The 12514-nt window shown below is 71.5% G+C and carries 10 protein-coding genes; 9 read left to right on the top strand and 1 reads right to left on the bottom strand.

The features are described from left to right. Positions 1-35 precede the first annotated feature (35 nt). From FKN01_RS04340 to FKN01_RS04320, 5 genes are all read left to right on the top strand, one after another. Positions 36-3101, top strand: coding sequence for a glycoside hydrolase family 38 C-terminal domain-containing protein (locus FKN01_RS04340; protein WP_143616530.1), 3066 nt, complete (start codon positions 36-38; stop codon positions 3099-3101). A gap of 41 nt (positions 3102-3142) precedes the next feature. Beyond that, entirely contained in the window at positions 3143-4402 is a 1260-nt protein-coding gene (locus FKN01_RS04335) for a hypothetical protein (RefSeq protein ID WP_143616528.1), read from the top strand. A 131-nt stretch (positions 4403-4533) separates the two neighbouring features. Then, positions 4534-4953 (top strand): ATP-binding protein, encoded by a 420-nt coding sequence (locus FKN01_RS04330; RefSeq protein ID WP_143616526.1) that lies wholly within the window; start codon positions 4534-4536, stop codon positions 4951-4953. Positions 4954-5058: 105 nt separating this feature from the next. Beyond that, positions 5059-5940, top strand: coding sequence for an alpha/beta fold hydrolase (locus FKN01_RS04325; protein ID WP_143616524.1), 882 nt, complete (start codon positions 5059-5061; stop codon positions 5938-5940). Positions 5941-6198: 258 nt separating this feature from the next. After that, a complete protein-coding gene (locus FKN01_RS04320) occupies positions 6199-7164 on the top strand; it encodes a DUF1152 domain-containing protein (RefSeq protein WP_143616522.1) in 966 nt (321 codons plus the stop codon). 357 nt (positions 7165-7521) lie between these two features. Here FKN01_RS04320 and FKN01_RS04315 read toward each other — a convergent pair whose 3' ends face one another. Beyond that, complete coding sequence (locus tag FKN01_RS04315; protein WP_143616520.1) at positions 7522-8199, bottom strand: DUF5701 family protein; 678 nt, start codon at positions 8197-8199, stop codon at positions 7522-7524. A 468-nt stretch (positions 8200-8667) separates the two neighbouring features. Here FKN01_RS04315 and FKN01_RS04310 point away from each other — a divergent pair, with 468 nt between their 5' ends. From FKN01_RS04310 to FKN01_RS04295, 4 genes are all read left to right on the top strand, one after another. Then, positions 8668-9120, top strand: coding sequence for a hypothetical protein (locus FKN01_RS04310; protein WP_143616518.1), 453 nt, complete (start codon positions 8668-8670; stop codon positions 9118-9120). Between the two features lie 75 nt (positions 9121-9195). Next, positions 9196-9672 carry a hypothetical protein gene (locus FKN01_RS32435; protein ID WP_185992739.1) on the top strand — a complete coding sequence of 159 codons (477 nt, stop codon included), beginning with the start codon at positions 9196-9198 and terminating at the stop codon, positions 9670-9672. A gap of 83 nt (positions 9673-9755) precedes the next feature. Continuing rightward, on the top strand, positions 9756-11270 hold the full coding sequence (locus FKN01_RS04300) for an AarF/ABC1/UbiB kinase family protein (protein ID WP_260696763.1): 1515 nt from the start codon (positions 9756-9758) through the stop codon (positions 11268-11270). 52 nt (positions 11271-11322) lie between these two features. Next, positions 11323-12420, top strand: coding sequence for a polyprenyl synthetase family protein (locus tag FKN01_RS04295; protein WP_143616516.1), 1098 nt, complete (start codon positions 11323-11325; stop codon positions 12418-12420). The last annotated feature ends 94 nt before the right edge of the window (positions 12421-12514 follow it).

Genomic DNA, 12514 nt, shown 5'->3' with positions numbered 1-12514 from the left:
CCGCCCTCTCGCCCCGCCATCCCCCGGAGCACCCCATGCACCACGACCGAACCGTCACCGAACGCCGCCTCGCCCGCGTCCTCGATCTGCGCCTGAGGCCGGCCGTGTACCGCGAGAGCCTTCCTCTCGACATCGCCGTCCGTCCGGTCACGGGCGAGCCCGTGCCCGTGTCCGAAGGAATCGGCGCACATTACGAGCCCGTGCGCACGGGCGCCCCGTGGGGGCCGGCCTGGTCCACCACCTGGTTCCGGATCAGCGGCACGGTCCCCGCCGGATGGGCCGGGCAGCGGGTCGAAGCGGTCCTCGACCTCGGCTTCGGCGCCACCCAGCCCGGCTTCTCCGCCGAGGGCCTCGTGTACCGCCCCGACGGAAGCCCGGTCAAGGCGCTCAACCCCCGCAACACATGGCTGCCGATCGCCGAACGCGCCCATGGCGGAGAGGAGTTCGTCTACTACATCGAGGCGGCGGCCAACCCGGTCATCTTCGACTCCGCGAGCGGCGGCGACCCCTTCGTCCCCACCAGGTCCGGCGGACTTCCCCCGTGGCTGAGCGGCGAAGCCGCACCCGGCCATCCGCTCTACCGCCTCAACCGGATGGACCTCGCCGTCTTCGACCCCACCGTCTGGGAACTCGTACAGGACCTGGACGTCCTGTCCGGGCTGATGCACCAGCTGCCCGAGGACTCCACCCGTCGCTGGCAGTTGACGCACACCGCGGACCGCGCACTGGACGCGATCGATCTCCAGGACATCGGCGGAACCGCCGCACGCGCACGTGAGGTACTCGCCCCGGCACTCGCCTCACCCGCGCACGCGGGGGCGCACCGCGTCTCCGCCGTGGGCCACGCGCACATCGACACCGCCTGGCTCTGGCCCGTACGCGAGACCGTCCGCAAGGCGGCCAGGACCGTGTCCAACGTCACCGCACTCATGGACGACCACCCCGGATTCCGCTTCGTCATGTCCCAGGCACAGCAGCTCGCCTGGCTCAAGGAGCAGCGGCCCGAGGTGTTCGCCCGCGTCGTGGAGAAGGTGCGCACCGGGCAGTTCATCCCCACGGGCAGCCTCTGGATCGAACCCGACACCAATCTCTCCGGGGGCGAGTCCCTGGTACGCCAGTTCGTCCACGGCAAGCGCTTCTACCTGGAGGAGTTCGGGGTCGAGACCGAGGACATGTGGCTGCCCGACACCTTCGGGTACAACGCGGCCCTGCCCCAGCTCATGAAGCTGGCCGGCATCAAGTGGTTCCTCACCCAGAAGATCTCCTGGAACGCGACCAACTCCTTCCCGCACCACACCTTCTGGTGGGAGGGCATCGACGGAACCCGCGTCTTCAGCCACTTCCCGCCCGTCGACTCCTACAACGGAGACCTGTCGGGCGCGGACATCGCACACACCGAGCGCAACTTCCGGGACAAGGGTGCCGCCAACCGCTCGCTCGTCCCCTTCGGTTACGGGGACGGGGGCGGCGGCCCCACCCGCGAGATGCTGGCCCGCGCCCGCAGGCTGGCGGATCTGGAGGGCTCGGCCCGGGTCGAGATGGAGGGCCCGGCGGAGTTCTTCACCAAGGCACAGGCGGAATACCCCGACGCCCCCGTGTGGTCCGGCGAGCTCTACCTGGAACTCCACCGCGGCACACTCACCAGCCAGCTCGCCACCAAGCAGGGCAACCGCCGCAGCGAACACCTGCTCAGGGAAGCCGAGTTGTGGTCGGCGACGGCCGCACTGCGGACCGGCCTGCCCTACCCGTACGAACTGCTCGACCGGGTGTGGAAGACGGTACTGCTCCACCAGTTCCACGACATCCTGCCCGGCACCTCGATCGCCTGGGTGCACCGGGAAGCCGAGATGGTCTACGCCGAAACCGCCCGGGAGCTCGGCGAGGTCATCGACGCGGCGCAACGCGCCCTCGCGGCATCCGGCGCGGAGGAGACGGCGGGCGAAACCGTGTTCAACGCCGCACCCCACACCCGCGACGGAGTCCCCGCGCTCGGCGCGGTCCCCCGCGAGCGGGCCGCGCGCCCGGTCGAACCCAGCCCCGCCCGGGACGGTGAACTCGTCCTGGACAACGGCCTCGTACGCGTCACGGTGGACACCCGCGGCCTGATCACCTCCGCGTACGACCTGACCGCGGGCCGCGAAGCGCTCGCTCCCGGCACGGTCGGAAACCTCCTCCAGCTGCACCAGGACTTCCCGAACCAGTGGGACGCCTGGGACGTCGACACCTTCTACCGCAACACCGTCCGAGACCTGACCGAGGCGGACGAGGTCGTCGCCGTCCCCGGAGGCATCCGGGTGGTACGCGGCTTCAACGCCTCCCGCATCACCCAAGTACTCCGCCTGACGGAGGGCAGCCGCCGCCTGGACGTGGAGACCGACGTCGACTGGCAGGAGTGCGAGAAGATCCTCAAGGCGGCCTTCCCGCTCGACCTGCGGGCCGCGGAGTCCAGCGCGGAGATCCCCTTCGGTCACGTCCGGCGCCCCACCCACACCAACACCTCATGGGACAGCGCCCGCTTCGAGATCTGCGCCCACCGCTATCTGCACGTCGAGGAACCGGGCTGGGGGGCCGCCCTCGTCAACGACTCCAGCTACGGCCACGACGTCACGAGGGACGTGCGTCCCGACGGCGGAACCACCACGACCGTACGGCTCTCGCTCCTGCGCGCCCCGCTCTTCCCGGACCCCGACTGCGACCGCGGCCGACACCACCTGCGCTACGGACTGGTCATCGGTGCCGAACTGCGGGACGCGGTCCGCGAGGGCTACCACTTCAACCTGCCCGAGCGCGCCGTACCCGGCGGAGCCCCCGTCGAACCCCTGGTCCGGCTGGCCGGCGAGACCGCGGCCGATGTCGTCATCGAGACGGTCAAGCTCGCCGACGACCGCACCGGGCGGGTCGTCGTCCGCCTCTACGAATCGGCGGGCGGCCGCGCCCGGGCCACGCTCAGGAGCGGCTTCCCGCTGGCCTCGGCGCACATCACGGATCTGCTCGAACGGGAACTGACCGACGAGCCCGCGCCCACCGTCGAAGGCCGCGACATCCACCTGACCCTGCGTCCGTTCCAGATCCTCACCCTCTGCCTCACACCGGGCGAATGACGGGTGCGCCGGGCCGCGGGCCCCGTCGTTAGGATCACTTCATGGAGACCGAAGCCGGGACAGCGGCCCTCATCGACGACCTGGACAGCGCGGACGCGGACCGAGTGGCCGCGGCGGCCGAGCGGTTGGCCGCACACGGCGAGCGCGCGCTGCCCGGTCTGCTGGCACGAGTGGGCACGCTCCGCCAGTCCCGGCCTCTCCAGCCCTTCGGAGAGGTGCTGAACCGCATCGGTCCGCCCGCCTTCGACGCCGTACTCGCGGCGTCGAAGGCCGGCTCCCTGGGCGCGCCGCTCAGGGGACGGCTGCTCCGCTTCTTCGACGAGCGTTGCGCCGGACGGTTCGCGGCGCTGGCGCTCGACCCCGACCAGTGGCTGTCGGACGGCGGCTTCGCGGGGCTGCTCAGGCTGCGCGTGGACTCCGAGGCCGGATTGCGCGCACTGGTGGAGCGGGTCGGCAGAGGCGGCGACTTCTACGGCCCGGCCGGCGACTACGCACGCGCCATGCAGGACGCCTTCGCGCCGCGCCTGCGGGAACTGCGCCGGGACCCGACGGCTTCCCGGTCGGTCCGGCGCGGCGCCCTCGGACTCCTGATCGAGGGCGGCGGACTCGACGCGCTCGACGCGCACGACCGCACGCTGGTGGAGCGCCTGGTGCGGGTGAAGCTCCCGGGCAATGTCCGCGCCACGCCGGACACCCAGCTCAGCGCCTGGTGGCTGGCCGTGCCCGGGACGGCCTACGAGGGCGTCTTCGAAGCGCTCGGCCTGCACGACCCGCGCCCGGTGCCGGTCCAGACGGGGGTGGCGGCCGCCATGTGCGCGGCGATACCCGCTCCGAGCGAGGAGGACCCCTCCCGGTTCGTCAGCCGGACCTTCGTGACACCCGAACTCGACGGCTGGCGCCTGGTGTTCGGCCAGTTCCCGCAGTTCTTCGGCCGCGACGCCTGGAGGGGCATGACCGAGACGGTCGAGCGGGTCAGCGTCGCATGCGGCCAGGCCCAGCTGTTCTTCGTGGACGACGCCGGCGGCGCGGACTTCTGGTTCGTCGCCAAGGACGGCCGGCTGGTCGACCTGTACACCGGCGAGGACGACCTGGACGAGGAGGACGAGGAGGAAGAGGACGACGAGGAGGACTGCGAGGCCCCGGACGACGTCACGGGCGGTGTCCGCGAGGCGTGCGGGGACCTGTCGGTCGACCTGGACCTGGTGGGCGTCTTCGACACGGTCGTACGCGGCCACGGCTGGCTGGCGGTCACCGCGCCGGACGTGGGCCACGGCCGGTTCCCGGGCCTGCTGCCGGTCTGACCCGCACCGATCCCGCACCAGGTCCTCCCGGCTTCCTCACCACCGGCCGGGCGACACCCCTGCGTGCCGCGTCAGCGCCCGCGTCCGGGGTAGGCGCGAGACGTAGGCGCGGAACCGAGGGAAGGAACGCCATGGGGGAGTCACTGCGCGCGGTGGGCTGGGCGCGGTCGTTGCCCCTGCACAGCGAAGTCAAGGCGGCGCGGGAGTGGGCACGCGACCACCTGGAGACGCTGCCGTGGGCGGACGATGCCGCGGACGTGGTCGATGACGTGTTGCTGACGGTCTCGGAGCTGGTCACCAACGCCCACGTCCACGCGGGCAGCGGCGCGCAGCTGGTGATGACCTGGGACGAGCGCTGCCTGCACGTCGCCGTCCACGACTCCTCGTCGACGCTGCCGACACCGCGACCGCCGAGCTCCGAGAGGCCGGGCGGACGCGGCATGTTCCTCGTCGACGCCCTGGCCGACGACTGGGAGGCCCATCCCTGCAATGACGGCAAGATGGTGATCGCCTGCTTCCGCCCGCCCCGGACCCGCCGGGGCAGCGGATGACGCCGCGCGCCGAGCCCGTGACCGGCCGCACCCGGACCGGTGGCGCGCAGGTCAGGCGGACAAACGCGGTGGTTTCGCGCCCGGCCCGCATGGCACGATGCAGCCATGCCCCATGCTGCGGTGTCCCCCGAGGTGTCCCTTGCGTACGAGACCTTCGGCGACCCGGGGGACCCGCCCGTCCTGCTGGTGATGGGTTTCGGTGCGCAGATGCTCGCCTGGCACGAGGACTTCTGCCGGGAGCTGGCAAGCCGCGGCCGTTACGTGATCCGGTACGACAACCGCGACTGCGGCCTGTCCACCAAGTTCGACGCGCACCCCGTCGATCTGGGCGCATTCATCGCCGCCGTCAGCTCGGGTGACGTGTCCGCCGCCCTCGCGATGGTGCCCTACCGCCTTGAGGACATGGCCGGCGACGGACTCGGCCTGCTCACCGCGCTGGGCATCGAACGGGCCCATGTGGTCGGCGCCTCGATGGGCGGGATGATCGCCCAGACGATGGCCCTCGCCTCGCCGGACCGGGTGCTGACCCTCACGTCGATGATGTCCTCGACCGGCGAGGCCGAATACGGCCAGGCCGCCCCGGAGGCGCAAGCGGCACTCTTCGCCCCGAAGCCCGCGGACCGCGAGGGGTACGTGAAGGCTGCGGAGAGGGAGCTGGTGTGGGCCTCCAAGCGTTACGCAGACCCCGCGGCGCTGCGGGAGCTGGCCGCCGCGAGCCATGACCGCTCGTACTACCCCGCAGGGATCGGACGGCAACTCGGGGCGATGATCCTCAGCGGTTCACGTGCCGACGCCCTCCGTCGGCTGCGCGTGCCGACGCTGGTGATCCACGGTCTGGACGACACGCTGATCGCTCCCAGCGGCGGAAGGCGCACCGCGGAGCTCGTGCCCGGCGCGGAACTCCTGCTGATCCCCGACATGGGCCACGACCGCCCCCGGGAGCTCTGGCCGCGGCTCATCGACGCCCTGGTCTCCCACACCGGCTGACGGCCGGCCGGACGGGATCCGGTGACCGTCAGTACGCCCCCGCGTCGCTCCGTCAGCCGCTCGTGCCATGGCCGGCGCAGGCCGTCCCCCGTGAGGTCGCCCGCGGCGCAGTGCGACGTGGTCTTCGGGCGTACGGTGACGGCACCGGCGGCCTTGCCGCAACAGCGCCGGAGCGCACCGGGCTCGCCGACCGCGAGCGCGGGTCACCCCTGCCGGCGCCGCCCCGGTGCCGACTCGCCCTCCTGCTAACGTCATGCGGTGATTTCTCTGGGGGAACCCGCCTTCTTCACTCGCCTGCACGACGCGCGACGGGTGCTCGTCGCCGGCGCGGGCGGCGGCTTCGACGTGTACGCCGGGCTGCCGCTCGCATTCGCGCTGCGGACAGCGGGCAAGGAGGTGCACCTCGCCAACCTGTCCTTCGCCGATCTGTACGGCCTGGACGCCGATGTGTGGGTGGGCCAGGACGTCGCGGCCATCGGGCCCGACACCGCCTGCCGCGGCGATTACTTCCCTGAGCGCACGCTCGCGCGGTGGCTCGTGACGCAGGATCTGCCGCCGACCGTGTACGCCTTCCCGGGCACCGGGGTCGGGCCGCTGCGGACGGCCTACCGGACGCTGATCGAGCATCTCGGCGGCGTTGACGCGATCGTGCTGGTGGACGGCGGTACCGACATCCTGATGCGCGGCGACGAGCACGGTCTCGGCACCCCGGAGGAGGACATGGCGAGCCTCGGCGCCGTGAGCGGACTCGACGAGGTCGCGCACCGGCTGGTGGCCTGCCTCGGCTTCGGGGTGGACGCTTATCACGGGGTGAACCACTCGCTCGTGCTGGAGAACTTGGCCGCACTGGACCGGGACGGCTCCTACCTCGGCGCGTTCTCGCTGCTCGGGTCGGGGCGGGAGGGGGCGCTGTATCTCGACGCGGTGGCGCACGCCCAGCGCCACACCGCGAGCCACCCGAGCATCGTGAACGGATCCGTGGCCGCCGCGGTGCGCGGTGACTTCGGCAACGTCCGGTTCACGGAACGGACCAAGGACAGTGAGTTGTTCATCAACCCGCTGATGGCGATGTACTTCTGTGTGGACCTGCCCGGACTCGCCCGCCGCAATCTCTACCTCAGTCTGCTGGAGCGGACTGTGCTGATGCGGCAGGTGAGTTCAGTGATCGAGGAGTTCCGCACCACACTGCCCCGTCAGCGTCCGCCGAGGGCCTTCCCGCACTGAACCAGCCGCTTGCGGGCGTTCCGGGGCGACGCGGATGGTAACGGACCCGTCCTCGTTGCGGCCGGGCCCTTGCGGATGCCCGGGGCGGCCAGGGCACCGTGCATGCCGGGTCGGATCGTTCGCCGGGTGTCCGACGCGTGCGCGAAGCGCATGGGAGCCGCCTCCCCGCGCAGGGGGTGCAGCCGGATGCCCTCGATCGACTCGACGCCGGCTCCGAGGGCTCAAGGGTGCGCGGCTTCAGCCGCTTCTCGAACGCCGACATCACATGGTGGCGCGCCCGCACGCCTCTGGGGCCGGACGGGGAACGCGTCGTCCGGGAAAAGCGGGGGAGGGCGGTTCGGGCGTTCCAGCGCCCCCCTACGGGTGGGGGACCCGGCGGCCCGTCGCGGAGGCGAAGCCCAGCCAGGTGTGGCGGTTCCCCTCCCAGCACCAACCGATTTTGGGGGCGTCGCGGCGCTCCCGGCCGTCGCGCCCGGTGCCGTTGCTGATCCACAGTGCCGGCGTGCGGGCGTCCAGGGCGCCGCCGGCTCTGCGCAGCCGGGAACCGATGGTCATGAAGCAGTGATTGCGCTCCAGGACGGCGGGCTGCTGCAAGACCCAGTGGATGCCCTCGGCGAGCAGCAACGGAGTCCGAGTCTCCGCGGTGAGAGCGGGCAAAGCCTCCTTCGGGCTCCAGTTGGCCATCCGGTCACCGCGGTCGGGTCCGGTGACGAGGTAGAGCGGCGCGTCGGGCGGCGCGTCCGTGTCGAGCGGGGCGAAGAGATCGACGTCCGGCATGTCCGTGACGACGAAGCCCTCCTTGTCGCCACGGCGGAGCAGTGGCGCCAGGACGGAGGCGGGGGCCCTGTCGGGGTGCACGACGAGCAGGGCGCCATCGTCGCCGGCAGCGGTGGCGGCGGCGGCGAAGGCGCGTATCTCGGCGGCGGGCAGTCCTGCCTGCTCGTGGACCCCCAGCTCGATGAGTCGGTCGGCCTGTGCGCTCAGAGCCGGGAGCGCGGGTCGAACGTCGGAGGCGACGTGCGGGGTTTTCGGCACGATACTCCCCAGGTCGGGAACGTGGACGGGCTCAGAGAACGAAGCCCCCCGCCGGAACGTTCCCCGCCGCTGCCCTTCCTGGCAGGGCGGCCCGGTGTCACCTGCTCGCTCCGGTCCTCGCAGGCCGTCAGAGGTGCTCGGGGCGTACGCCCGGGCGCGACGGACCATGAGGGGCGCGCATGTCGCCTGCGGGTGCACAGCGCACCGCACGGGGCGCGAAGGCAAGCTTCCGCCGACCGGTTCGCAACTCTTCGTGTTCATGCAAATGCATAGCGTCACTCACCTGGGGCAACCTGACTGTGCCGGAAGCAGCCGCGGGGCAACGCCTCAGCCCCGCAGCCCCGGGCCTTCCCGGCTCCGCCGGCCCACCCGCGGCATCACCCCGATCCGGGGATACGGGGTGCTCCTCGCGCCGGCAGGCGCCCCCGTACCCCGGACGGTGCCCCCACCTGAGAGGACCTTCTTCCCATGACCGCGATCTCCCAGATCGTCGCGCATATCGTGACAGCGGACGTCGATCACGCATCGACCGGCTCGTGGATCTATCTCGGCCTGGCAGGCCGCGAGTTCAGCCTCGACACGCACGGTGTCGACTTCTCGCGCGGGGCGGATGCGAACTTCCGTCTCGGCGAGGACAGCAACGTCAAGTACCCGGAGTACAACGACCCCCGCACCCCGCCGCTGAGCACGCAGGACCTGGACCACTTCCCCGTCTACCTGCGCGTGGAATCGGCGGGCGACAGGGCCGCCTGGTGCCTCGAATGGGCATCGGTGACGGTCGACCCGGGCACCGGGCGCTCCCGTCGCTACACACATCCCGCCCTGTCCGGAACCGTTGGCGGACACCGCATCTGGCTGGACACCGGCTACGGCAAAGCCCTCTACCTCCGCCCCGTCGAGGAGGACGAGCCGCGTCGCTGAACCAGAGCCCCAAGACCCGCGCCCGGCGGTCGGACCGCCGGACAGTGTTCTCGCCCCTGACCTCGGAGGTCTGCTGTGTCCCGTCGCCATTCCCGTACGTCCTTCAGCCACGCCCTGCGCCGCATGGTGCACGCGACGGAGGACCTGGTCGATGACGCCCTCGACCGCGCCGGAGATTTCGAGCGCGGCGTCCGGCATTCCCTGAGCGACGCCCTGGACGACGACAGGCGCCGTCACGACCGGGACCACGACGATCACCATGATCACGATCACGACCACGACCATGACCACGACGGAGACGACCGGTGCCGCCGGGGTCCGCGCCGTCGCCATGACGGCCCGCCGGAGCGTGACGATGACGACCTGCGGGCCCTCACCGAGCAGATCTCCCACCTGGCCGACCAGTTGGAGAGGCACCGGAACAGCACCCGGGACGTCCGCGCCACGGGCACGGTCCCCCCGCCCCGGGACGCCGAGGACCTCGACGCCGTCCGGGCCGACCTGGCGACGCTGGCCGCCCGCCTCGACCGGATCAGCGACCTTGCGCGCTGAGCGCGTCGATGGGCGACGGCCCGGCGACGGCCCGGCCACCGGCACGGGCGGGGAAGACAGCAGGCTAGACAGAGGTGGTGTCCATGGGTGAGCACCGCGCGCGACTGCTCGCACGGGTCCTGGCGCAACTCGCCGGGGCGGAGGCAGCACACACCCTGCTGCCGCGTGGCCGCCGCCCACCCCAGGGCGAGAGCGCGAGGCTGCGCCGGGCCCGTCGCACCCGCGAGGCGCTGGAGAGCCTCGGGCCGTTCTACATCAAGGCCGGTCAGATGCTGGCGACCCGCCCGGACTTCGTACCGCCCGAGATGATCGCCGAGTTCGAGAAGCTGCACGACAACGTGTCCCCCGCGCCGTTCACCGACTTCGAGCCCGTACTCAAGGAGGAACTCGGCCCGCTGTGGCACAAGCGGTTCACGGACATCGACACCGCACGTCCACTGGGCACGGCTTCCCTGGCCCAGGTGTACCGGGCCGAACTGCCGGACGGACGCCAGGTCGCCGTCAAGATCCAACGCCCCGGCGTACGGGAGTCGGTGCAGGCGGACATGAAGCTCATCCGCTCCCTGGCCCGGTTCGGGGCGAAGCGGGCGACGCGGTTCAACGACGTGATCGACATCGAAGCCATGCTCGGCGTCGTCTTCGACGCCATGCGTCCCGAACTCGACTTCGTGAAGGAGGCACGCAACATGTCCGAGGCCGCCGAGGCGGCACTCGGCTTCGATCACATCGCCGTACCCGAAGTCATCCAGGCCACCGGCCGCGTGCTCGTCCAGAGCCTCGCCCCCGGCGTCTCCATCCGTGACGCGGACCGGGACGCGTTCACCGTGGAGGAGCGCACGGCCATCGGTCACGACCTCCTCGCCTTCATGTACCGGGGCTACTTCGTCGACCGCGTCTTCCACGGCGATCCGCACCCCGGGAACGTGTTCGTAGAGCCCGGCCGGCCGGCCACGCTCATCGACTGGGGCATGGTGGGCCGCATCGACCGGCCCATGAGCACCAGCATCCTGCTCCTGCTCCTGAACCTGGCCATGAACGACGGCGCGGGAACCGCACGCGCGTGGATCGACATGGGCAGCACCACCTCCTGGACCCGGGCGGCCGCATTCGCCGGCGACATGTCCGCGCTGGTACCGCAGATCGCCACGGCGTCCCTCGAAGAACTCGACTTCGGCGTCACCCTGACCGCCGTCCTGCAGCACTCCACCCGCCGAGGCATCCGCACCAGCCCGATGGTCGCCATCCTCGGCAAGTCATTCGCCAACATCGAGGGCTCCATCCGCCATCTGTGCCCGGAGCTCTCTCTCATCGACGTCTTCTCCGAAGAGCTGATCGGCATCGTCACCGACCTGGTCAAGGAGGCCCTGTCACCGCAACAGGCGGTGCGTACGGCACTGGAGCTGATCACAGCGGGCGCGGCGGCCCCCCAGCAGTTGCGCGGCGTCACCAAGGACCTGTCCAACCGCGACCTCAGTATGCGCATGACCCTCAACGGCACCCAACCGCCGTCCCGGACCATACGCGGCCTCGGCGTACCCGAACTCGGCCTCTCCATGGCGGCCGCCATGTTCTGGCAGCACTGCGCCAGAGCCCGGTGAACTCTGCGTTCCCCCCCCCGCTCCTACCCCCCACACCAAGGAGCCCCGTCTCATGCACCCACAGGCCCTCGGGGCCGACGACCTCGATCTCGCCGACCTGCGCGAGCGCATCGACACCGCGCTCGCCGGCTTCCTCCGCGGCCCTTCGTCCCGTGTCCCCGCCCAGAGCCGGCACCCGGGCCAGCAACACGATCTCGACCGTACGCTCGTCCAGTACGCTCTGGCCCCGGGCAAGCGCATCCGGCCCCTGCTCTGTCTCATCGGCTGGTACGCGGCGGGCGGCACAAGCAGCGGAGCCGGCGAGGAGGCGGCGCTTCGGCTCGCCGCGTCACTGGAACTGTTCCACGCCTTCGCGCTCATCCACGACGACGTCATGGACGAGAGCGACAGCCGTCGGGGAGCGCCCAGCGCCCACCGGGCCTTCGCCGCCCGGCACCGTGACCGCGCGGACGCGGACGCGTTCGGCAGAAACCTCGCGGTGCTCCTGGGCGATCTCGCGCTCGTACGGTGCGACGAGATGCTGCACTCCGCCGGGTTCACCGAGGCGCAGTACCGAGCGGTCCTGCCACTTGTCGACACCATGCGCAACGAAGTCGTACTCGGCCAGTACCTGGATCTGCGGACCGCGGGGCCGCCCGGCGGCGACGCCGGCCTCGCCCTCAGGGTGATCCGCCTCAAGACGGCCCGGTACACCGTCGAACGCCCGCTCCATCTGGGAGCGGTGCTCGCCGACGCGGGCGCGAGGACACTCGAAGCCTGCTCGGCGTACGCGCTCCCGCTGGGTGAAGCCTTCCAGCTCCGCGACGACCTGCTGGGCACCTTCGGCGACTCCGGCGTCACCGGAAAGCCGGTCGCCGAAGACCTGCGGTCGGGCAAGGCCACGGTGCTCATGGCGCTGGCCGTCCGCAGAGCCACGCGGCCGCAGGCGCGGCTTCTGCGCATGTACGTCGGAAATCCCGGGCTCGACGAGGAAGGGGCGGCGGCGGTGCGCCGCGTCCTGGAGGCCACGGGCGCCCGCGAAACCGTCGAGCAGATGATCAACGCCCGCTACGAGGCAGCCGTCACCGCCCTCGAACAGGCCCCGTTCGCCCCCGGTGCGGCGCTGGCGCTCCGCCGCATCGCCGCCCGGGCGGTCATCCGCAGGGCATGAGGCCGCCCGCGCACCTCGCCCGAAGTCCCTGAGAGAGGCACCCCCTGAGCAGCGACACCGCAACCACCGACGCCCTGGCCCTGCCGTTCTTCTG

The sequence above is a fragment of the Streptomyces sp. 130 genome (assembly GCF_007096885.1).
GTDB lineage: Bacteria > Actinomycetota > Actinomycetes > Streptomycetales > Streptomycetaceae > Streptomyces.
This window is presented reverse-complemented; position numbering and strand designations above follow the sequence as displayed.

Excerpts from the sequence above, each read along its gene's own strand:
- FKN01_RS04340 (WP_143616530.1), top strand. The coding sequence starts at position 36 with ATGCACCACGACCGAACCGTCACCGAACGCCGCCTCGCCCGCGTCCTC.
- FKN01_RS04325 (WP_143616524.1), top strand. The coding sequence starts at position 5,059 with ATGCCCCATGCTGCGGTGTCCCCCGAGGTGTCCCTTGCGTACGAGACC.
- FKN01_RS04300 (WP_260696763.1), top strand. The coding sequence starts at position 9,756 with ATGGGTGAGCACCGCGCGCGACTGCTCGCACGGGTCCTGGCGCAACTC.
- FKN01_RS04330 (WP_143616526.1), top strand. The coding sequence starts at position 4,534 with ATGGGGGAGTCACTGCGCGCGGTGGGCTGGGCGCGGTCGTTGCCCCTG.
- FKN01_RS04310 (WP_143616518.1), top strand. The coding sequence starts at position 8,668 with ATGACCGCGATCTCCCAGATCGTCGCGCATATCGTGACAGCGGACGTC.
- FKN01_RS04335 (WP_143616528.1), top strand. The coding sequence starts at position 3,143 with ATGGAGACCGAAGCCGGGACAGCGGCCCTCATCGACGACCTGGACAGC.
- FKN01_RS04295 (WP_143616516.1), top strand. The coding sequence starts at position 11,323 with ATGCACCCACAGGCCCTCGGGGCCGACGACCTCGATCTCGCCGACCTG.